The sequence below is a fragment of the Clostridium folliculivorans genome, from assembly GCF_024341905.1.
GTDB lineage: Bacteria > Bacillota > Clostridia > Clostridiales > Clostridiaceae > Clostridium_AR > Clostridium_AR folliculivorans.
This window is the reverse complement of the sequence record NZ_BQXY01000001.1, coordinates 636,719-660,023: the sequence shown is the minus strand read 5'-3', so window position 1 is coordinate 660,023 and position 23,305 is coordinate 636,719. Positions and strand designations below refer to the sequence as shown.

Genomic DNA, 23,305 nt, shown 5'->3' with positions numbered 1-23,305 from the left:
AAATAAATTTATAATTTATATTTTTAAATCCTCTGCTTAAAATCTAGCATGATTTTAACCATAGTTTTAGTTTAAGGTTATGCATTTTTAATATATTATTACTAAATACCTGCTAATTTAGTTATGATCCATGGTGCTGAGTATAGTACCATAAATTGAACCCCATAATTAATTCCTAGTCGATATAGAACACCTCCAACTATCCCTATTAATAGAACTCCTGCAACATTTATAAAACCTGCATCCATATAAGCTAGCAATAATACTAGACTAAAGAATAGACCTAACATTGCCTCATGTGGTATTTTTGTAAATACAAACCTACAAATATTCTCAGAATACTTTACTGTAATATAATATGTGATTGATAATGCCACTATAGCACCGATAAGAGTTGCCCATACATAATCCGAATTAGACAATAAGTGGTGCATATTATTCTTTAATGTATAAACTGGTGGAGCATTAAAAAGTGGATTTGCCGGTCCAAGTGACATTGGCGATAGAGGTATTCCCAGCGCAATAAGCGGTATCAATGTTCCTGAAATATAGGTTGCATGTGCTAAAGCCTCCATGCAGGAAATAGCAAGAGAAGCCTTTTCAACCGGATCCTTAGTTCGACTAGAGAATAGCTCCCCTAAGAAAGTTGTTAATCCAACAGGACTTAATATAAAGGTCAATGAGCCAATTATGGAGGTTATAGCGCTATAAATAGTCTCTTTTTTTGTTAGAATCTTAAATGGATTAGGGACTGTTTTGATCTTTTCAGCCTTCTTGAAATAAATTTTCTTCTTATCAAATCTTTCAAGACTATCTCTTTTATTTTTATTTAAAAGTTCAAATAGAGTTAAAATCACAGGTCCTATTGTTATTCCTAAGAAAAAAGAAATAGATACATTAGTCCCTTTAGGAACTACACCCATCCCCCAATAAAGATGACGAAGTCCCTGAATTAGCAACGCAAATGGTACTATAGCCACAAGTGCTCCCCATTTATTTTTACTCATCAACGCTAAAAATATTGCTCCAACAAAGAAAACTGGATCTCCATACTGCTTTATTACAGTGGCGAATGGGATTAATGCATGAGCAAGTAATAAACTAACTGGTACTGAAACAATTGTACCAATAATAGAACCTGAAGCCATCTTTCTAATACTTGTATCAGTTAGCCCAAACTTCTTAAGCACCATTGCATGTTCAATCATTGGAGTAGACATAACTCCTGCTGGGATTCCTGCTATAGAAACTGGTATGGCATCAGTTAATTTACTTGCTACTATTGCCGAGATAAAGAAAGATAATATTACTACAGGCTGTAGCCCTGATAAGACCAATACAAGCGTTACTGGCGCAATAGTTGCAGTTTCATCCGTCCCTGGTGCTGCACCAATAATAGTGTATATAATCGCTGCAATAACAGCCGCTAAAATCATTTGCAAAATTAAAGTAATAGTCATACTAATCCTCCTGAGTTGCTTCTATAAATGTTCTTTTCGGCTTTATTATAATGCTACAAATCACAAATCCAACTATTGCTCCAATTAAGCCTAATAATAATTGTTTAGGTCGTTCTTTAGGTGCGATAAAGTATGCCCCAAATGCAGTAACACTACAAATAATAAGCGATAGAGCAAGTTCTTTTATAGAAACAAGATCCTCCCACACTTCAATATTAGTTTTTGAATCATCATTATTAGATGATTTCTTTATTTTTTTATTAAAATTATCCATTATACTCAACTCCTATATTAAATATCCTATACTTAAATCTAAACACATTAGGATTATAGTCTTTTATATACTTTTTTTAATGCTTATAAGTTTAGTTTATTTTTAGGACATCCTTTCTCAAATTTATACAAACTATTTTCTTTATCACTAATATCCTATTGAATTTATATAAACAAAATCTATAATTCACTTTTAACTCAAAATCAATAAACTAGTGAAAATGTACTTTATTCTAAATACTTAATACCCGAACCAGGATGGCATATGATAACCTCTTGAACATCTGCCAAGCTTAACAGTGATTCGTACACTTTTTTTTCATCTTTAGGTAAGCATAGAACTTTAACATTTGGTCCTGCATCAATTGTAAAGTAAGCATAAGTTCCTGATAATCTAAGCTTATGAATATGATGAATAACATCAATGGTTCCGCTTTGCCAATATAAAATTGGCGGATTTGCTCCGAGCATAGTTGCATGCATTTTCATTGAATTTGACTCGACTACAATTCCTAACCTTTCAAAATCTCTATATCTTATTGCCTCTTTCACTTCAATAAGATCTTTTTCAACAGTACTAAGCCATCCAGGATAAAAAGGCGAAGTTTCGACAGTTCGTTTCATCCCTTCTGTACTTGATACTTTTTTTTGTTCCGTAGCCAATAATACAGAAAGGACACTAATATCCCAAGCTTCTTCACTTAGAATCTGTTTTGCAAATGAGTCACTTCCATCAATTTGCATCCCCATTTGCCACTCCACAAATCCTCCATAAATTGACCTACAAGCAGAGCCTGAGCCCTGACGTGCAATCGTTGATAACTCCTTTTCACTTAATTGTAAGTCAAGAGCTCTTGTTGATGCTGCCGCTAATGCTGCGAAGCCTGATGCAGAGGAAGCGAAACCAGCTGCTGTTGGGACTCTATTTTCAGAGTAAATCCTAGCATATAAGCTAGTCCCCGCAAATTGCCTTACTTTATTAAGGAAGTTAAAAACTTTATTTTCTTCTTTTTCACTTGCTGGAATGTTATTAAGAAAAAATATATCCTTATTAAAACTTTCGTTGAACTCAACAGTTGTTAAAGTAAAAAAGCGATCTAAGGTTATAGATAGACTACTATTCATAGGTAAAAAAAGTGTTTCATCCCGTTTTCCCCAATATTTAATTAGTGCAATATTTGTATTTGCTACAGCCGTAGCTTTCATCATAATCACTCCTTTTACTTCTCTGGATTATACAAGCTATTTTCTTCAGTTGAAAAATACCACACATTAGAAGCTCCTGAACTCATCAATTGTGTTGCTATAATTTTGGCATGCCCTAAACTTTCCCCAAGAGCCAGCATACATCCACCTAGACCTCCTCCTGTAAGCTTTGCACCCAAAGCACCTGCATTTCTAGCTATCTCCACTAAATGATTTAATTCATCATCACTGACACCAAGAATTTTAAGTTCTTCATGATTACGATAAAGCAAGGTTCCAAGTAAATAAATATCCCCCTTAAGAAGTGCTTCCCTTGCTAATTCTGAAATTCTCGCTATCTCATCCAATGAATTTTGAACTTTTACAGTTTCAGACCCGTACATCTTTCTGACATTATCAACAGCAGTATGTGTATCACCATTTCTGCCAGTATCAGCAACAACTATATATAAAGGTCTTCTTATAACAAGAGGAACTATCTGTTTTTCCTTCTGAAACCATATTGGGTGTTCGCTTATTTCTGTAGCCGTATCAATTCCACTTGGTTTTCCATGTGCATAGGTCTCAGCAATTTGAACAAGAGAAAATAAATGTTCCTCTGAAAGTTTTTGCCCAAATAATGAAAATATGCTCCTTGTAATAGCAATTGCAATTGCTGCACTAGACCCTAGTCCACGACCTAGTGGTATAGATGAGTCAACTTTAATTCGTAAATTTGCAAAAGGCTGATTTATGCATCTCAATGCTTCCTCTATACAAGCCTTTATTCCTTCCATTTTAGGTGGTATGCCATCAATAGAACCAGTATAAATTGGAGATTCGATCATAATTAAGCCAACTACTTTCTGAATCATAACCTTTACCTTTAACGGAAATGGAATAGCTATAGCAGGCTTGCCGTAAACAACTGCATGCTCGCCAACTAAAATCAACTTACTATGAGACTCGCAGATAGCTGTCTTAGTAGAAACTGTACTCATATAAAACCTTCCTTTATCAACTAATAAATATTAAATAGCCCTTCTTTTTTAGCATTACTTAATCGCAACAAAATATCTATTGATAATAATAATCGATTAGTATTTAATTGTCAAATAATACTTATTTTCATTAAATAATTAATATGTATAACAAAAGACGAGTATGTATATTAATTATTATTTATACATACTCGTCTTTTAATTCATTGGACCGTAGATTACCCTCTCTATTTATAGATGTACCACTTCGTACCGAAATCTATTTTTAAAACTCTCACGGCTTCTGGTGAGAGAATTTAAAAATAATAAGTTTTATTACGAAGTGGTACATCCATAGCTCTGCAATTTTTAATGATGAAAATTCAAAACAAATACCATATCATAATGTAATTTCATAATTGCTTTAAATAGGAACAATATGAAACTCTACTCCATCGGTCTTTTTAATCAGCTTTGTTATCATAGACATTTTAATGAAATTTTTGAATTTTCCCTTTATAGATTCGCTGTTTCCTATAAGGACAAAGGTTATATAATTTGCCTTCATAAAATTGTATAAAGTTTTTATATATTCTTTTTCTTGAATAACGAAATATTTAGCTCCAAGGCTCTCAGAGACTTCTTTTAACCGTTCTTCGATTGATGTATTTTGGCTATTTGTAAAATCAAAAAAACTTTCTCTTTTTAAGTAAACAACAAAAAGATCAGAATTAAATTTCTTTGCCATCCTTTCTCCTCTTATTATTAATTTTTGGGAAGAAACTTCTGAATCCACAAATATCATTATCCTTTCAGCTACATGCCAGTTTAATGTTATATTTTTTTGTTGCATGTAAGAAAAAAGATCATCCTCAACCTCATCTGCTGTAGCTTTTAAACAAATAGATCTTAAGGCGTTTAAAGTATTTTTTTGAAAATAATTTTCCGTTGCATTTTTATAATTATTGTTAAAAATCTTACCCTCCTGTAATCTCTTTATTAACTCTTCTGGAGAAACATCAACTACTATTACTTCATCAGCATTATCTACTACTTCGTAAGGTACTATTTCAGAAACATCAACTCTAGTTATGTTATAAGCTAGGAAATTTAAGGTCTCTATATGCTGAATATTTAGGGTAGTTAGTACATTAATACCTTTTGATAATATTTCTAATACATCTTCATATCTTTTATAATTTTTACTAGTTGGAGCATTAGAATGTGCTAATTCATCTATGAGAACTGTTTCTGGCATATATTCTATGATTTTTTCGATATCCGGCTCATAGAATATCTTTCCTTTATAAGCTATCTCTTTTAAAGGGATTTCTTTTATACCTTGCTTATTTTTTTCAGTATCTTTTCTATAGTGAGGTTCTATATAACCAATCACCACGTTTTGCCCATATTTGATTCTTCTTTTAGCTTCATTGAGCATAGAATAAGTTTTTCCAACTCCAGGTGCATAACCTAAGAAAATCTTCAACTTACCTCTTTTTTCTTTAGAAGCTATTCTTAATGCCATCTCTGGACTTGTTCTTGTGAATTTATTTGACATTATACTACCTCATTAAAATAAAATGTGTTTAATTTATTAATTTCACATAGGAATGATACATCTTTAATAAGGAATTATGTGATACTCTACATTTCTAGTAAATTTTAAAAGTTTGGATATAGTTGATCCTCTTACTAAAGTTTGTAATTTAGTCCGTCTGCTTTTTCCAATTATTACTTGAGTAGCATTACTTGTTTTTATAAATTTACTAAGTTCTCCAGAAATACTTTTACCTTTAAGCATTGTAAATTCTCCCCCAAGAGATAATGCCAATTTTTTATGCCCTTCTAAAATCTTATTATCATTTTCTGAAGGTGTTGGAGCAAATCTATGAGTACAATCTACAGCCACTACTACCCAATTACATTTATATGTTTTAGCTATTCTTGATCCTCTTCTGATTAAATTTATCCCAAGTGGATTTGAACTAACGCAAACTACAATGAACTCATTTTCTCTAAATTGAGTAACATTAAAATCATCATCCACATTTTGTACTAATTTGCTTGCTCCTAGTGACATTTCCATTAAAGCAATCTCTCTTAGAGCTGTTAAATTTCCTTTTCTAAAAAAATTTTCTAATGCATTGGTGATTACGTCTTTTTTATATATCTTGCCTCTTAAAAGCCTATTTATTAACGCATCCGGTGTTAAGTCAACCAATACTATCTCATCAGCCAAGCTTAACACACTATCAGGAATTGTTTCTCTAATTTTTACTTCTGTTATTCGCTCTACAACATCATTTATACTCTCTAGATGTTGAATGTTTAATGTAGATATTACATTTATGCCCGCTTCTAATATCTCTACTACATCCTCGTATCTTTTTGTATTTTTACATTCAGGTATATTAGTGTGCGCCAATTCATCAATAAGAACAAATTTAGGATAGAGTTTTAATACTGCTTCTTTATCAAGTTCTTCAAGCCTTCTCCCTTTATACTCTATTTCTTTTCTAGGCACAATAAATAAATTGCCTATTTGCTGTTCCGTTTCAGCTCTTCCATGAGTCTCTAGATAGCCGATAACAACATCCTCACCATTTTCATGCATCTCATTTGCTTCTCTAAGCATTGTATAAGTTTTACCAACTCCAGGTGCATAGCCTAAAAATATCTTAAGCTTTCCCCTTTCAGTTTCATTACTCATATTTACCTCTTTACCTCATATAAAATTTAATTTTTATACATGAGCAAATTCATGCTCACGAAAACAATCCCGAAATTGCATAAAATCTGTTTGCTTCTTCTTCGTTTCCTTCTAATTCGTTTACCTTCCCAATCAGCTTATAAACGTCTTTATTATAAGGATTACTAGCTAAAGCTTTTTTCAAGACTTCAAAAGCTTCCTTGTATTTGTTTAATTCAATATTTTCCATTGCTTCAATTATATATGTTTCATCATTACAAGCTTTTTCTTTATAGTTTTCCTCTTTTGCTTCACTAGGAGTATACGTATTTTCAACTTCATCTATAATTGCATTAACTCTATCTGGTGAGAAAGGTTTTTGAAGATATGCAAAAGCTCCAAGCTTTGTGCAATCTATAGCATTTTTTACTGTTGCAAAAGCTGTCATTATAATAACTGCACTATTTATATTTTTTTCTCTCAATATCTTCAACACTTCTGTTCCACTTAGTCCTGGCATTCTAATATCTAAAAAAATCAAATCTATTTCTTTTCCAAGCTTATCTAGAATCTCTAGAGCTACAATACCGTTTTCTGCTGCCATAACCTCATAATCTCGTATCTCAAGGCAAGTTGTTAGCATTGATCTAATATTCTTGGTGTCGTCTATAATTAATACCTTTTTCATACAAACTCCTTTCATATGTCTGATAATAGCACTTTTAATTTGGCATATTTATAGAATTATTAATCAGCTTATTATGTCCGAGAGAATTACTACATAAGTAATCATTTGGTATAACTTCTATTGATTAACCCTACTCTCTATTGGTAAAGTAAAAGTAAATTTGCTACCTTCATTAACGTTACTTTCACACCATATTTCTCCTCCATGAGCTTCGACTATTTCTTTTGCGATAGAGAGACCAAGTCCAGTACTTTCAGGCATTATCTGAACACCTTCAACTCTAACAAATTTATCAAATATTTTTTCTAGATACTTAAATGGTATTCCTCTTCCTGTATCTTTAACGTAAATATATACTTTATTTTCATCACTATAAGCTCCTATAGTTATATAACCTTTTTCAGTATATCTTATAGCATTTGAAATTATATTATTTAAAACCCAAGTTACCTTCTCATGATCAGCCATTACATTCGGCAAGTTTTCTGATAACTCATAATAAACAGACAATCGTTTTTCTTGTAGTAGCTCTGTATATCCTTCTACTGATTTATTGATTACATCTAATATATTACATGGTTCTATATCAAAAACCGCTCTATCAGTTTCTAATTTAGATATTTTTAAGAGATTCGAAACTAATTCATTAAGTTTTTCTACATCTTCCTGAAAGGTCTCAATTATTCTTAATTGCTTTTCGTTTAAACTTCCTACTTTATTGTTTTTTAACAGTCCTACACCCATCATTATAGATGTAAGTGGAGTTTTTAATTCATGCGAAACAGTTCCAATAAAATCTGTTTTTAACATCTCTAGTTGCTTTAATTCGGTTACATTTTTAAACAATACTATTACACCATCAATTTTTAGATCCTTATCTTTAATCGGTCTAGTAGTAACATTAAAAAAGTAGGTTTTATTATTTCTTTTTATATCAATTATTTCGCCCTCATCTTCATTGCCTTCACTAACTACCTTAAATACATAATCATATAAATCTACTCTTTTAACAACTTGAAGAAAGTGTTTATTAAAAATACTTTCTTCGTCAATACCAAAAAAACTTTCACACGCATCATTTACAAATTTAATCTTAAAGCTAGAATCAAGAACCATCAATGGGTCAGATATGCTTTTTATGATGCTTGTAGATCTATTTTTTTCTGCTAAAAGTGTTCCTTTAGTACTTTTTTCAAATTCATATAATCGATAGGTCATATTATTAAATTCTCTAGCTAAAAGACCTATCTCATCATCATACACAATAGCCGCCTGCTTATTTACTTCTCCTTCTTTAACCGACTTAACTGCATTTATTAAAAGATATATAGGTCTAATAAATTTATTAGTAAAGATTACAGATAAGAAAAGTCCAACTGCCGCTGCACTTATAGAAACTATAAAAATTATATAAATAGAATGTTCAGCGCTGCTACTTGTAAGTTGTTTTTTATCAAACATAGCTTTTTCATTTAATTCCGACAATGCATCTAAATCTGTTTTTAATTCATTAAGTGTAGGAGTTATATCTTTTTTATAAAAATCATTAGCTGACACATTATCTTTTTCCTGAAGCTCAGACAACATTTTATTAAATTGAACATATTTTGTATTCACTTTTTTAACCATATCTTCTTCGCCATTTTCAGTAATGTTGTATTTTTCAAAATAATACCACGTATTAAATTGATCATTGTTTTGATAAAACAGTTCTACTGCCTCTTCTTTTTCACCTTGAAGATATTTTAGTATTCCCCTGTCTTGTGCATCAATAGCTCTTCTCATCTTATCTACTGCATCTATACTTTTATAATTATCTGTAATCAATCCATCTATTGATTTACCAAGAGTATATACATTTAAAACTGAAACCGCTCCGACAACTAATATAATCATTATTAAAGCAATATACACTACCGTCAATTTACCTTTAATAGTTTTCAAATCCTTCACCTCAACTAAAATCAAACGTAACCTTTAATGATACAATTTATCTTCTCAACTTCTTCCCATATTACATTAGTTGCTTGAATTTGTTTATCCGTTAATCCTTCTAACATATTATTAAGTATATCCGCTGCTAATGTTAGGGATGCTACTGGTTCAATTAAATCTTCATAAATACATTTAACCGTTTCTTTATTTATAATATTAATTATCTCAGTTTCATTTAATCTGGTAAATAGCACCATTATAAAAGATTTATCATCCACTATTGATTTTACTGATACGTTAAAGTAATATAGTCTTTTATTAAATATAACACTTATTTGATAAATTCTGTCCAAATTATATTTTACTGAATCAAAAATAAAATTATAGAAATCTACATTTTTTATTATATTAAATAAATGTTCACCTATTGCCTTTCCCTCATCAACCTTGAAATATTGTTTGAAAGAATCGTTTATATACTTTACTTTATATCTATTATCTAAAATCATCAAAGGTTCTGCTTTAAACTCACTTAATCCAATTACTTTTGAATAATCTTCTGAAAGCATCTAATCACCTCTCAATGCTTATTAATACCCAATTTATGCTCTAATTTGATATAAATATATAAAACACACCACCTCTTTCCAAATATTCCTCTCCTAAAGAATATTTAGCGCTGAAGTGGTATATTTATGGATGTACCATTTCGTAATAAAATTTATATTTTTAAATATATCTTTTTAAATCATCAACTATTTTAACCTACAGCTTTCCTTCACCTTTTAAAATATCTGCAATATCTAGATTAATAAGCAATACGTTAACTCTTTCATCTCCAAATACTCCTAGACTTCTTCCTTCTGTATGCTTTACTACTATATCTTCTAATGTCTTCTTATCAATGCCTGAAGCTTTTGAAACCGCATCAATTTGTATTCTTGCAGCTTGAGGGCTTATCTCTGGATCTAGACCTGAGCCTGAGCTAGTAAGTAAATCCGCTGGTATATCCTCTTGCTTAATAGTTGGATGACTTTTTAAGAAAGCTTCCAGATCTTTCTTTACTCTTTCAGTCAATGCTGGATTTGAAGGTGCTAAATTCGCTGAACCTGATGCTACTCCAGTATAAGCTGCTTTTCCGCTATTATCTAATTTTTTATCATCTTCAGTATAGGTATTATAGTTAACTGCTGATACTCTTCCTTGAAAAAATCTTGGATCTGTAAAGCTTTGACCAATTAGCTTTGAACCAGTTGCCTTTCCATTAAACTCAATTATACTTCCATTAGCTTTATCTTTAAAGGCTACTTGCCCTATACCTGTTACAAGAAGTGGATATGCAACTCCACATATCACAATTAACACTAAAGTCATCAATAAAGAACTTTTTATTATACTTTTCATATTTTATATCCTCCAATAGCTATATACCTAGTGTTCTAAGAAGTGGTGAAACTAATATATCAATTAATTTGATTCCTACAAAGGGTACAATCACTCCACCTACTCCATAAATCATTATATTTTTAAGTAACATTCTTTCAGTTTTCATAGGCTTATACTTTACGCCTTTCATTGCTATAGGTATTAGCAGCGGTATTATAATTGCATTAAATATCAATGCTGACAGAACTGCACTAGTTGGTGTCGCAAGTCCCATTATATTTATTTTATTCATTTCAGGTATAGCAACTGCAAATATAGCAGGGATTATTGCGAAATATTTAGCTATATCATTTGCTATACTGAATGTGGTTAATGCACCTCTTGTTATAAGCAGCTGCTTTCCTATTTCTACAACTTCTAAAATTTTCGTAGGATCTGAATCTAAATCAACCATATTTGCAGCTTCTTTTGCTGATTGAGTTCCACTATTCATGGCTAGCCCAACATCAGCTTGAGCTAAAGCAGGAGCATCATTTGTACCATCACCAGTCATTGCTACAATTTTACCTTGTGATTGTTCTTTCTTTATCACAAAAATCTTATCTTCTGGTTTACATTCTGCTATAAAGTCATCTACTCCAGCTTCTTTTGCTATAGTAGCAGCAGTAAGTGGGTTATCTCCAGTACACATTACTGTCTTTATTCCCATTTCTCTAAGCCTTGCAAATCTTTCAACTAAACCTGGTTTTACCGTATCTTTTAGATATATAACACCAACTATATGCTTATCAACTGCAACTACTAAAGGTGTACCTCCAAGCTTTGAAATTCTTTCTGTTATACTATCTAATTCTTCAGGAATTTCTCCACCATATTCTTTAACAAAACCTTTAATTGCATCAGTAGCTCCTTTTCTAATTTTTACTCCTCCGCTTATATCCATTCCGCTCATTCTTGTTTGAGCAGTAAACTCAATAAACTCGCTATCTTTATACTCTTTTTCCTCAATTATTACATTATTCTTTTTTGCTAGTTCTACTATTGATCTTCCTTCAGGAGTTCCATCCTTCACTGAGGAAAGTGCTGCAAATCTTGTAACTTCTTCTACTGTATGCTTACCAACAGCTACAAACTCAGCCGCCATTCTGTTTCCAAAGGTTATGGTTCCTGTCTTATCTAAGATCATTGTATCTACATCACCACAAGCTTCTACTGCTTTACCTGACATTGCAATAACATTAAACCTTGTAACTCTATCCATTCCAGCAATTCCTATTGCAGATAAAAGTCCCCCTATTGTAGTAGGTATTAAACAAACCAAAAGTGCTATAAGTGTAGACATAGGAATATCAACTTTTGAATATTTAGCCATAGGTAAAAGTGAAACAATAACAATTAAAAATATTATTGTTAAACTAACAAGAACTGTACTTAATGCAATTTCATTTGGACTCTTTTGCCTTGATGCGCCTTCAACCAAACTTATCATCTTATCTAAAAAGGATTCACCTGGAGATGCTGATATTTCGACTTTAAGCCAGTCACTCTGAACTTTAGTGCCTCCTGTTACTGAACTAAAATCACCACCAGCTTCCTTTAACACTGGAGCAGATTCACCAGTAATTGCAGATTCATCTACTGATGCAAGACCTTCAATTACAACACCGTCATTTGGAATTAGGTCACCAGTTTCAACTAGCACGATGTCTCCCTTTTTTAAATCACTTGCACTAATTTCAGTTATTTCTCCATTTTTACTCAAAAGTTTTGCTTTTGTATCTTTTCTAGTCTTTTTTAAGGTTTCTGCTTGTGCTTTTCCTCTTCCCTCTGCTACAGCTTCAGCAAAATTAGCAAATAACACAGTGATAAATAGTACAAAACAAACAATACCGTTATAAACCCTTAAATTTCCACCACTTTTTCCAAAGGCATCTGGAAATACAGTGAGTATTAAAGAAATTATAAATCCTATCTCTACAATAAACATTACTGGATTTTTTGCCATGCTCTTAGGATTTAATTTTTTAAAGGAATCTTTAAAAGCATTTAATGCTATTTCTTTACTTATAAATTTTTTACCTTCATTCTTACTCATTTTAATTAACTCCTTTATTCTATATATGAAGTAACCTTAAGTAGGATATTCCTACCTTCCTAGAGTTAAATGCTCTGATACAGGTCCGAGAGCAAGTGCTGGAAGGAATGTTAAAGCACCTATTATAATTACTATCGCTACTAATATAAACACGAACATCTTATTATCTGTCTTAAAAGAAGCTTCGTTTTCTGGCAAGAGTTGCTTTTGTGCTAGTGAACCCGCAACTGCTAATAGTAATATCATTGAAACATATCTTCCGAAAAGCATAACAAATCCGGTTATAGAATTCCAAAATACTGTATTATCCGCTAAGCCTTCAAATCCAGAACCATTATTAGCTGCTGAAGATGTAAATTGATAAAGTACTTGCGATAATCCATGATACCCAGGATTGGTGATGCCAGCAAGCCCACTTTTAGTTACAAGTGCTAATCCAGTTGGTATTAATATTATTAAGGGATGAACTATTATTGCTAATGCGATTAGCTTCATTTCTTTTCCTTCAATTTTTTTTCTAAGAAATTCAGGTGTTCTTCCGATCATAAGTCCACACAAGAATACCGACAAAATAGCATACATTATCATACCCATAAGGCCAACACCCTTACCGCCAAAGACTACATTAATCATCATATTCCAAAGTGCTACCATACCTCCTAGCGGAGTAAGTGAATCATGCATATTATTTACTGTTCCTGTGGTGAAAGCAGTAGTTACCGTAGTGAATAATGAGGATTGAGCTATTCCAAATCTAACTTCTTTTCCTTCCATATTTCCTAAAGCTTGCGATAACCCAATATGTGCAAGTGCAGGATTTCCCGCCTTTTCAGCAAAATAAGCTACTGGAAGTACAATAATAAATAATAATGACATTGCAGCAAATATTGTCCATCCCTGTTTTTTATTCTTAAGCATTAGTCCAAAGGTCAGTACTAAAGAACCAGGTAAAAGCATCATTGAAAGAATTTCGATCAAATTTGTTATTGGAGTTGGATTCTCAAAAGGATGAGCTGAATTTGCTCCAAAAAAACCTCCTCCGTTTGTCCCAATATGTTTTATTGCTTCTAACGCCGCAACCGGACCAACAGCAATATCCTGCAATTTGCCTTCAATAGTGTTCACCGTGATGTTAGGTGATAAGGTTTGAGGAACCCCTTGCCACATTAAAATAATTGAGACTACTATTGAAAGTGGAATAAAAACTCTTGTTATTATTCTTACAATATCCACAAAGAAATTACCAACGGTTTTTGTTCTACCTGTAAGTCCTCTTATAAAAGCTAAGGCAGCCGCAAACCCTGTAGCAGCAGAAGTAAACATCAAAAATATTATTACAATCATTTGACTAAGATACGAAAGTCCTGACTCTCCACTATAGTCCTGAAGATTTGTATTTGTTATAAAACTTATTGCAGTATTGAAACTGAGACTTTGTTCCATTCCTCCTATTTTATTAGGATTCAAAAGTCCAATTCCCTGCACTCTCAAAATTACATATCCTATAGCAACCATTATTCCATTACTTATTAATAATGTAGCCGCATACTTTTTCCAATTCATCTCCTCTTTATTTACGCCAGTTATTTTGAAAATAAAATTATCTACTTTGTCCAAAACAGGATCAACAAAAGATTTTTCACCAGTTGCTACCTTGTATAAGTATCTGCTCATTGGCAAAATTAATAGTATAAATAAAACTAAAGTTATTACTATTTGTAAAATGTCCATGATAAACCTCCAAAATTACTTTTAATCTTTCATTTTTAAAATTTCTCAGGATTAAGAAGTGCATACCCAAGATAAATAAACAGTGCTACCACTAAAATTCCTAAAAAGATCATACCTTAACCTCCTGATTGCATTTAAATATTGCATAAGCTTATATTTTCTTTTTTTTGTTATCAGTTATTCATCAATTTGATTTGAAGTAATTGCATTATCACAAAATCTTATTAGTAAGTTAAATGAGCAATACAAACCCATCATTAAAACAATAAAAATAATATCTTTTCCCATGTGTAGTTCCCCCTAAAATCCTTATCTATTCTTTGTAGGTTCATTATAGTCCCCTTCTTATGAAAAACAAAAATCGCCAAAAAGCGATGTATAATTTTTTTTGGCATGGTCACAGTTAATTATAAGAAACTAATACCTTCTAGCTCTCTTTACTTTTCTGATTTTCAATCTATCGCAGCTATCTACAAAAGTTTAATTTTTAAAGTTACTAGAGACTGATATAAGTTTTTTTTGTGTCAGCCAATCATTATTCTTTAAAATTATTCTTGTTATTGTTGTGTTTACAACGTTTTCTCTAATTTTTAAGCTATATATATAAATTTATTATGCGAAAATTTTTTAGCTTTATTTATTGTAAAATAAAAAACACTACACTTTTGTGCAATGTTCTCACTTTTCAACGCATAATCTTTCAATATTCTCAGTTATTTTGTTAATGTTGCTTGTATGCTATCCCCAATTCTTCTTTGGAGCTCTCCGTAACGTAGTGTTCCGTCATTCAAATGATACATAATCAATATATATCATTTTGCTAAAAAAACTTTAAGTTCAGAATAAGGATATATTCTAAAAATATCAATATTATTCTCCATATTAGCTCCTTCTATGATATACTTTTTATCCTAACAATACATAAAAATCGTACTTGTCATTTAAGTTGTACATGATATTATTACTATGTCATCAATTTTAGTCTGAATAATGGAGAGGAGCAATAATTATGAAAAAAGCATTAGAATTCTTACAAGAAAGTCGTACTTTTTATTTAGCAACTACTGAAGGTGATCAACCTAGAGTGAGACCTTTCGGCGCAGTTTTTGAATACGAGGGAAAGCTATACATTGTTACAAATAACAAAAAAGAATGTTTTAAACAAATGTTAGAAAATCCTAAAGTAGAAATCTCTGCTATGAATAAAGGAAAATGGATTCGTTTAGCTGGAGAAGTAGCACATGATGATAGACGTGAAGTAAAAGAACTTGCGCTTGAAACTATTCCATCCTTAAAATCAATGTACAGCATTGAAGATGGAATTTTCGCAGTTTTATACTTTACTAAAGGAACTGCTACTATTTCTTCCTTTACTGGTGAGCCAGAAACTTTCTCACTATATAATAACTAATAAATTAAAGTATACTATCCAGATATACAAAAACCACCATATTCAACCATGGTGGTTTTTATTGTGTTTCAATATAAAACTACAATTTTTCACTATAGGAACGGTATTCTTTTGGTGACGTACCCATAACTTTTTTGAACTGTCTTGTGAAATAATTGCTATCATCAAATCCACTTTCATAAGCTATATCTGAAATCGTAAACTTACTCTTCCTTAATAGTAGGCATGCATACTGAATACGTAACCTAAGTACATACTTTATAGGGGTTGTCTTATAATTTTCTTTAAAAATTCTATTAAAATGTCTAACTGAAAGCTCTGCTTTGTCAGCCAAATCCTTTAAATTGATATGTTCTCTAAAATGACTTTCCATATAGGATACTGCTTTCGCTATATTTATCACATTATCTTTAAATTCTAAACTGATAATATCATACTGCCTAGATAAAAACACCACCAGTTCCATAAAGCGAGAATATATCATAGTCTGATATCCTTGATATTTATTTTGATATTCATTAAGCATCTCAAATATAACTTCTTTTACTTTCTCATAATCAGAAAGAGTTAGTTTAAGTTTGCTCTTAAATCTGTATTCTCTTGCTAAAAATGGCTCAATAACAAAAAGTGCCTCATAGCCTGAAGATTTTCTTAGGTCATTACCAACCTGGTGCAAATGTTCTGACTTATACATAATGTTGCAAATTTTAAGATTGTAAGTTTCTTCATATCCATGAGAGGTATCTTCATTTATAACAAATACATCTCCTTTTTTTATAAAATACTTTTCCGAGTTTACAACATGAGTAGCTGTACCGTTTAATACAATCACTAACTCAGAAAAATCAGCATGATAATGTATAGGCATCCCCATATCATGCTCACCTGTTTGTATAAAGAAAGGAAAGTCAGTATCTTTCGTAAAATAATTTAAATGCATATAATCCATTTTATTACCCTCTTGTTGGTGAAAATAATTGTATGTTTAAAGTCATCTAACTTTAAAGGCAGTAATTCATTATTTCATATGTCTACATAATGCTACTTACTGCCTTAAAAGTCAAGGAACTCCATACTTTTACACACAATAATATAATTAAAACCTTAACAAATCTATTTATTAGCTATGAATTTTATTTTTCGCTTTATTTTTATATTCATACATGCGTTTATCAGCAATTTTTATAAGTTGATCAAACTCCACTCCATCACTTGGGAAATTTACAACTCCATAACTATAGCTACAAATTATTTTGTTTTCCCCAAAGATTATCGGGTTACTTTTAAACTGTTCACTCAATTGTTCAAATTTATTAATTAACTCTTGGAGATTAACGTTGAAAAAGACTCCAACAAATTCGTCTCCTCCAAATCTTCCTATAATATCAGAACCTCCGCCTAAACTTTTTAGCCCTTTTGCAAATATTCTTATTAGTTCATCTCCAGCTAAATGTCCATAATTATCATTAACAAATTTCAGTCCATTTAAATCAAAAATAGCTGTAAGAAACTCTTTTTTATCTGTATTTTCATTATATATATTATTGTGAAGTAATTGTTCAAAATAACTTCTATTATATACATTGGTTAATTTATCATATCTAGACAAATATATAGTTTCTTCGTAAAGCTTATGCTTGGTAATAGCTATGGAAGTTTGACTGGTCATATATTCCATCAATTCTATATCTACTTCGTCAAAGATATTATTAAATATACTATCAATATTTAAAAATCCATAGCACTTACCATCTATAAGAATTGGCGAGCTAATAAACGATTTTATTTTTATCCCTTCTTCTGTATCTAGCATACTTGCAATATTCATCTTATCAATATCATTAAAAATCACTGTTTTATCTATAATTTCTCCATCCTTAAACCAGGCATCTTCTAATTTAATTGAGAATTTCTTAATTTCTTCTAAATTATAGCCTTTTGCTACAGCTATTTTTAAATTTTCATGCTCATCCAAAAGCAATATAGAACCACAGTTTCTTTCGTCAACACAATTAATAACTTTATCTAGTATTAATTGAAGTAAATCATTAATATCTGATATTTCATTTATAGAATAACCAATATTTAGCATAGCTTCTTTTAATGTTGATAATTTATTTATTTTTGCCCTATTCCTTTTTTGTTCTGTAATATCTAATATAACTCCAACTACTCCTTTGTCATTCCCTTGTTCATTTACGACAACTGATTTACTAAAAATCACATCATGTTCCGTTCCATCTTTATGTATAAGTTTTGATTCATAAACTTGAGTTCCTTCTTCTTTCATCAAGCTCATATCTGCTTTATCATAGACTTCCGCTAATTTTTCTTCAAATATCGCATATGCAGTATTTCCAATAAGGTCTTCTTTAGTAATCCCTAAATACTCTGTAAATGCATTATTACAATGATTATATACACCGTATTCATCCTTAGAATATATAGGATTTGGAATAGCATCCATTAGTGTTTCAACAAAATTCAAATTATTATATAACTTTTCTCTCTGTAACTCAAATTCAGTAACATCATTTAAAGTTAGTATTTTACCGATACTTTCACCTGAAGTTTCATATATATTATTAATATTGAGCTTATAATATCTTGATTGTCCCTTATCATTTATGCTAATTAAATTTTCATTATAAGACTTGTTATTTATAGCTTTTAGCAATGTCTTGTGTTCCTTAAATACCTCATCAATTTTTTTATCTCCGGCCTCTGTATACTTTAATTCCGAAATAATATTTTTTGAGGCATTATTAAAATTGACTATATTATTTTCCGAATCTAGTATTATAACTCCATCCAGCATATTTGAAAAAACTTTTTCTATCGCTATTGGAGTAATTTTTAATAATTTAAATTTGAATATAGCATAACTAGAAATTATTCCTGAAACAGAAAAGGCAAGGGGACATAAATCCAACTCAAAGCGAAACACTCTCAGCATATAAGCAATATCTAAAATCCATGGAATTATCCAAGCTATTATTAAAAATAAGATTTGTTTTCTTATAATGGAAACTGCTTTAAAATAAGCAAATATAAAAATTATTAGACCTATAAACATTAATAAATAGGTATAAATAATATTAACCCAATACCATGGGCCACGTACAATATTTACAATAGGAAAGATACCATTATTGTTCATGTATAATTCTTTATAAAAAAGGTGATGAAAATCATTTGTATAATTTAGTATCAGTGTTATAACAGGGATGATAAATAATAGTACTACTGTACTTTTTTTTATTTTCTCCTTATGTCCATTAAACTTAAGCGCAAATAATAACCAAACTACAGGTAGAAATGCTATCCCTAGATATTCCACCTTAATCCAAAAACTTACCCTTTCAACGCTTGTACATAATATTTCAAAAGCATATCCAAACGAATAAATTGATACTGGAAGTAACGCTATGGAAACATATATTTTATCTCTTCTCCAGGAAAAGTATCCCACATAAAGAAGTGCAATTGCTGATACCACTAACACAAAACTAAACAAAATATTAACCTTCAAAAATATCACCCCAATTACATATTATACTAAATATTTACTAAAAGTCTCTACCAGTATTGTATTATTTTTATATTTAATACATTAAACTGTACTTCAATTAGCTATACTATTTGTACTCTACAATTTAACAGTCAATTCCTTGCTATTATTTACTTGTAATATTAAAATAACCCACAAAAATCTAAATTCTAGATTTTTGTGGGTTTAATTATATGCTTTCTATTCTGGTTGTTTTCCGATGTAAGCTAAGATTCCTCCATCTACATATAAAATATGTCCATTTACAAAATCCGAAGCATCAGATGCTAAGAATATAGCTGGTCCAGTTAAATCTTCTGGTGTTCCCCAACGTGCAGCAGGAGTTTTAGCTATAATAAAGCTATTGAAAGGATGTCCTTCTGTTCTTAGCGGTTCAGTTTGAGGTGTTGCTATATATCCAGGTCCAAGTCCGTTACATTGAATATTGTATTCACCGTATTCAGAAGCAATATTCTTAGTTAACATCTTAAGTCCACCTTTTGCAGCTGCATAAGCAGAAACTGTTTCTCTTCCTAATTCACTCATCATTGAACATATATTTATTATCTTTCCATGTCCCTTCTTGATCATTCCAGGAATTACAGCTTTAGAAACTATAAACGGTGCATTTAAGTCAACATCTATAACCTTTCTAAAATCTTCAGCTTTCATTTCAATCATTGGAATCCTCTTAATTATTCCAGCATTATTTACAAGAATATCGATTACTCCAACCTCTTTTTCTATCTTCTCAACTGTCTCATTTACCATATTTTCATCTGTAACATCACATACATAACCAAAAGCTTTTATGCCTTCTGCTTCATAAGCTTTTATTCCTTTATCCACTAATTCTTGATTAATATCATTAAAAACTATTGTTGCTCCAGCCTCTGCATAAGCCTTTGCAATACCGAATCCTATACCATATGATGCACCTGTAATAAATGCAATTTTATCTTCTAGTGAAAAACTTTTTAATATATTCATTATACAATTCCTCCTAAAATTCATTATCTTTTCTTTTGATATACTAATTATACATTTTAATTTTAACTATTTCTTGTTATATTCTTTTAAAAATATCGCAAATATTGAACTATCAATTATAACTTGTTTTGCTTTTTGAATCCAATAAAAGTCATTAAAATAGCCGCTTAAAAGTAAAAAAAGGAGAACTTCATCTATTTTAGACTTAGTCCTCCTCAATACTTAAATAAATCATTAAATTCTCTTTATATCTTTTTAACGAATTCAGATTTTAAACTCATAGCTCCAAATCCATCAATTTTACAATCAATATTATGATCTCCATCAACTAAACGTATATTTTTTACTTTGGTACCTTTCTTTAATGCTGATGAAGCACCCTTCACTTTAAGATCTTTAATTATTGTTACAGAATCACCATCGCTTAAGATATTTCCATTTGAGTCTTTAACAACTTTAACATCTTCATTACTTTGACTTGCTGATCCTTCAGCCCATTCATGAGAACATTCTGGACAAATTAGAACCTCTCCATCTTCATAAGTATATTCTGAATTACATTTTGGACAATTCGGCAAATTATTCATTAGTTTATTTCCTCCATTTGTTGTTATTAATTCTTAAATAGATGGATAGCTTTACAACTATTTTCAACTAGCAGTCGTAAACTTAAAATCCACCCAAAATATATATTAGAGTTTTTACAGACTTATATAATACCATATTTTTTTTCAATCACCAATCCCAGTTTTACAAGTTCTTCTGAGGATAAATTTGTTTTCTCTAAAACAACCATACGGAAAAAAGCAGTTGCATCCCCTGCAAAACTTATATAGTTAAGATTATTTCTCTACTCTATAAAGATATAATAAACTATTTTTTATTATCAAACTTTATTTAACTCTAACCCAAACTTGCATTTCTCCCAATCCCCTATTGCCCCAATAGTGATATGGAACTAAAATTATTTCTTTATTTTCTAGCTGAACATTGTTTTCATGATATAAACTGTCATCATCATCTATCTCTTTGTATCCATTAATAGTTACTTTAAATAACTCCAAATCTTTATGCATAAATGGTTCTCTTTTAAAGCTCTTTGAATCTTTAATGAATAAATTATATAACATACTACCATTATCTATTTCTTCTGCACAATACACTATCGGTCCATATGTTATAGCCGCCTTACCTGCATCATACCTTACTCTTCTATCTGCCTTCATAAGTATTAATTCAGCTTTAAGAGTTAAATCTATAACTATCTTTTTTTGTGAAATATTATCTAAATAAATATACCCATCAATAACTCTGCACTTTGCTTTATCATCAGATATATTTATTAAATATCCTTTGCTCCAACTAGGTAATCTTAACGCTACTTTATTATCCGATAAATCACTAAAATTTAATTTAATTCGTATCTCCTGGGATTTTAATAAATCACAATCTATCTCTAAACTTATATAGGAATCTCCAATATTAAAATTAGAATTATTTGCAATATATTGATGAATATACACTGTATCATTATTAGTAGAATATATATAATCTCCTATATTAAGCAAAAATCTAGATATATTTGGTGGACAGCATGCACAAGGATACCATTTTTGTCTTTCAATCTTTACTTGTTCTAAAACAGGGTTAGTATGGTTCTTAGGGTATACTTCTAACGGATTCACGTAAAAGAAAGACTTTCCATCCATAGCGATCCCTGAAATTATTCCATTATATATTTCTTTTTCTATTATATCGCTATACTTAGAATTAATTTCTGTATTTAACATTCTCTTAGCAGCCATAGCAAGCCCTATGGAAGCGCAAGTCTCTCCATATAAAGAATCATTTGGCAAATCATAATTTCCTGTAAATGCTTCTCCAACATGCGTTGAACCTATTGCTCCTGTTATATACATCTTTTTATTCACTATATTATCCCATAACTTTTGGCAAGCCTCTAATAAACTATCATCCCCTGATTCCTTTGCAACATCAATCATTCCACATAACATATAAACAACTCTAACTGCATGTCCAACAGCTTCATCTTGTTTTCTTACCGGTTTATGCGTCTGATTATACTCAGCTCCTATGAAGGAAATAAACTCTTTTGAAGCATTGGGCGACTCACACTGCTTCCATCCACTCCAATAGCTAGTTTTCCCTCTTGCTTCCCATTCAACTTCAAAGAAATGTGGAGACTGACCTCTCTCATCAATAAAGAACTTAGCTAAGTGCAAATACCTTTCTTCCTTTGTTACACTATATAAAGCCATAAGACCTAACTCTACTTCCTCATGTCCATCATATCCCTTTATTTTGCCATCCTCATAGCCAAAATTATTATATATACAATCCGCAAGCTTCTTTGCTATTTCAATTACTTTTACTTTACCAGTTGCATTATAATAGGCAGTTGCAGCCTCAAAAAAGTGTCCTGCACAATATAATTCATGACATTCCCATAGGTCCTTAAACTTCATATCCGGTCTTTCTATTATAAAATAAGTATGAAGATATCCATCATCTTGTTGAGCTCTTCCTATTAACTCAATAACTTCATCAGCACATTTTTCTAACTCTTTATTTTGTTTTAAATGTAAGCTATAAGCCACTGCTTCTAACCATTTATAGACATCACTATCTTGAAAAACAAACCCATAAAAGTTACCTTTTGCCTCTTTTGCTGCAATCTTAAAGTTTTTTATAGCTGAACTCTTTACAACATCTTCTAATTCATCATTTAATACTTTCCATTGATATGGTATAACCTCATTAATTATTAAATTTTGATAGTATCCAAAAAATCTATCTGTAATGTTAACATTATTAAACTTTATATTATTTGTTAAAACCTTAGTAATTTTATTACTCATAAATTCTCCTCCTTTTTATCATTATTTTGTAATATCACGGGTACAAGTTG

The 23,305-nt window shown here is 30.8% G+C and carries 20 protein-coding genes; 1 reads left to right on the top strand and 19 read right to left on the bottom strand.

Going from position 1 to position 23,305, the window contains the following annotated elements; genetic code table 11:
- Nucleotides 1-101: 101 nt before the first annotated feature.
- The 14 genes from OCU55_RS02855 to OCU55_RS23960 all read right to left on the bottom strand — a co-directional run bounded on the left by OCU55_RS02855 (nucleotide 102) and on the right by OCU55_RS23960 (nucleotide 15,225).
- Nucleotides 102-1,460, bottom strand: coding sequence for a tripartite tricarboxylate transporter permease (locus OCU55_RS02855; RefSeq protein WP_261850803.1), 1,359 nt, complete (start codon nucleotides 1,458-1,460; stop codon nucleotides 102-104).
- Between the two features lies 1 nt (nucleotide 1,461).
- Nucleotides 1,462-1,734, bottom strand: coding sequence for a Bax inhibitor 1 family protein (locus OCU55_RS02850; protein WP_261850802.1), 273 nt, complete (start codon nucleotides 1,732-1,734; stop codon nucleotides 1,462-1,464).
- A 227-nt stretch (nucleotides 1,735-1,961) separates the two neighbouring features.
- Complete coding sequence (gene mvaD / locus OCU55_RS02845; RefSeq protein WP_261850801.1) at nucleotides 1,962-2,942, bottom strand: diphosphomevalonate decarboxylase; 981 nt, start codon at nucleotides 2,940-2,942, stop codon at nucleotides 1,962-1,964.
- A gap of 11 nt (nucleotides 2,943-2,953) precedes the next feature.
- Nucleotides 2,954-3,919: a mevalonate kinase gene (mvk, locus tag OCU55_RS02840; protein WP_261850800.1), complete on the bottom strand. Its 966-nt coding sequence runs from the start codon at nucleotides 3,917-3,919 to the stop codon at nucleotides 2,954-2,956.
- 403 nt (nucleotides 3,920-4,322) lie between these two features.
- Nucleotides 4,323-5,459, bottom strand: a complete 1,137-nt coding sequence (locus tag OCU55_RS02835; RefSeq protein WP_261850799.1) for a sensor histidine kinase KdpD — start codon at nucleotides 5,457-5,459, stop codon at nucleotides 4,323-4,325.
- Nucleotides 5,460-5,522: 63 nt separating this feature from the next.
- The gene (locus OCU55_RS23925; RefSeq protein WP_280923790.1) at nucleotides 5,523-6,611 is read right to left on the bottom strand and encodes a sensor histidine kinase KdpD; all 1,089 of its coding nucleotides are present in this window, start codon (nucleotides 6,609-6,611) and stop codon (nucleotides 5,523-5,525) included.
- 55 nt (nucleotides 6,612-6,666) lie between these two features.
- The gene (locus OCU55_RS02825) at nucleotides 6,667-7,278 is read right to left on the bottom strand and encodes a response regulator (protein ID WP_261850798.1); all 612 of its coding nucleotides are present in this window, start codon (nucleotides 7,276-7,278) and stop codon (nucleotides 6,667-6,669) included.
- 117 nt (nucleotides 7,279-7,395) lie between these two features.
- Nucleotides 7,396-9,222 carry an ATP-binding protein gene (locus tag OCU55_RS02820; RefSeq protein ID WP_261850797.1) on the bottom strand — a complete coding sequence of 609 codons (1,827 nt, stop codon included), beginning with the start codon at nucleotides 9,220-9,222 and terminating at the stop codon, nucleotides 7,396-7,398.
- Nucleotides 9,223-9,242: 20 nt separating this feature from the next.
- Complete coding sequence (locus tag OCU55_RS02815; protein ID WP_261850796.1) at nucleotides 9,243-9,782, bottom strand: transcriptional regulator; 540 nt, start codon at nucleotides 9,780-9,782, stop codon at nucleotides 9,243-9,245.
- Nucleotides 9,783-9,978: 196 nt separating this feature from the next.
- A complete protein-coding gene (locus OCU55_RS02810) occupies nucleotides 9,979-10,617 on the bottom strand; it encodes a K(+)-transporting ATPase subunit C (RefSeq protein WP_261850795.1) in 639 nt (212 codons plus the stop codon).
- A gap of 19 nt (nucleotides 10,618-10,636) precedes the next feature.
- Nucleotides 10,637-12,694 carry a potassium-transporting ATPase subunit KdpB gene (gene kdpB, locus OCU55_RS02805; RefSeq protein ID WP_261850794.1) on the bottom strand — a complete coding sequence of 686 codons (2,058 nt, stop codon included), beginning with the start codon at nucleotides 12,692-12,694 and terminating at the stop codon, nucleotides 10,637-10,639.
- 51 nt (nucleotides 12,695-12,745) lie between these two features.
- Complete coding sequence (kdpA, locus tag OCU55_RS02800) at nucleotides 12,746-14,425, bottom strand: potassium-transporting ATPase subunit KdpA (RefSeq protein WP_261850793.1); 1,680 nt, start codon at nucleotides 14,423-14,425, stop codon at nucleotides 12,746-12,748.
- 35 nt (nucleotides 14,426-14,460) lie between these two features.
- Nucleotides 14,461-14,538: a K(+)-transporting ATPase subunit F gene (kdpF, locus tag OCU55_RS24005; protein WP_206869679.1), complete on the bottom strand. Its 78-nt coding sequence runs from the start codon at nucleotides 14,536-14,538 to the stop codon at nucleotides 14,461-14,463.
- A gap of 600 nt (nucleotides 14,539-15,138) precedes the next feature.
- Nucleotides 15,139-15,225, bottom strand: coding sequence for a hypothetical protein (locus OCU55_RS23960; RefSeq protein ID WP_345795583.1), 87 nt, complete (start codon nucleotides 15,223-15,225; stop codon nucleotides 15,139-15,141).
- Nucleotides 15,226-15,434: 209 nt separating this feature from the next.
- On the opposite strand from OCU55_RS23960, the gene OCU55_RS02795 reads away from it, so the two are divergent.
- On the top strand, nucleotides 15,435-15,836 hold the full coding sequence (locus OCU55_RS02795) for a pyridoxamine 5'-phosphate oxidase family protein (protein WP_261850792.1): 402 nt from the start codon (nucleotides 15,435-15,437) through the stop codon (nucleotides 15,834-15,836).
- Between the two features lie 79 nt (nucleotides 15,837-15,915).
- Here OCU55_RS02795 and OCU55_RS02790 read toward each other — a convergent pair whose 3' ends face one another.
- The 5 genes from OCU55_RS02790 to OCU55_RS02770 all read right to left on the bottom strand — a co-directional run bounded on the left by OCU55_RS02790 (nucleotide 15,916) and on the right by OCU55_RS02770 (nucleotide 23,255).
- The gene (locus OCU55_RS02790) at nucleotides 15,916-16,785 is read right to left on the bottom strand and encodes a helix-turn-helix domain-containing protein (protein WP_261850791.1); all 870 of its coding nucleotides are present in this window, start codon (nucleotides 16,783-16,785) and stop codon (nucleotides 15,916-15,918) included.
- A 171-nt stretch (nucleotides 16,786-16,956) separates the two neighbouring features.
- Nucleotides 16,957-19,368, bottom strand: a complete 2,412-nt coding sequence (locus OCU55_RS02785; protein WP_261850790.1) for a histidine kinase N-terminal 7TM domain-containing protein — start codon at nucleotides 19,366-19,368, stop codon at nucleotides 16,957-16,959.
- A gap of 219 nt (nucleotides 19,369-19,587) precedes the next feature.
- Nucleotides 19,588-20,376, bottom strand: coding sequence for a gluconate 5-dehydrogenase (locus OCU55_RS02780; RefSeq protein ID WP_261850789.1), 789 nt, complete (start codon nucleotides 20,374-20,376; stop codon nucleotides 19,588-19,590).
- Nucleotides 20,377-20,621: 245 nt separating this feature from the next.
- Nucleotides 20,622-20,963 (bottom strand): zinc ribbon domain-containing protein YjdM, encoded by a 342-nt coding sequence (locus OCU55_RS02775; protein ID WP_261850788.1) that lies wholly within the window; start codon nucleotides 20,961-20,963, stop codon nucleotides 20,622-20,624.
- Nucleotides 20,964-21,269: 306 nt separating this feature from the next.
- Nucleotides 21,270-23,255, bottom strand: coding sequence for a glycoside hydrolase family 127 protein (locus OCU55_RS02770; RefSeq protein ID WP_261850787.1), 1,986 nt, complete (start codon nucleotides 23,253-23,255; stop codon nucleotides 21,270-21,272).
- Between the last annotated feature and the right edge of the window lie 50 nt (nucleotides 23,256-23,305).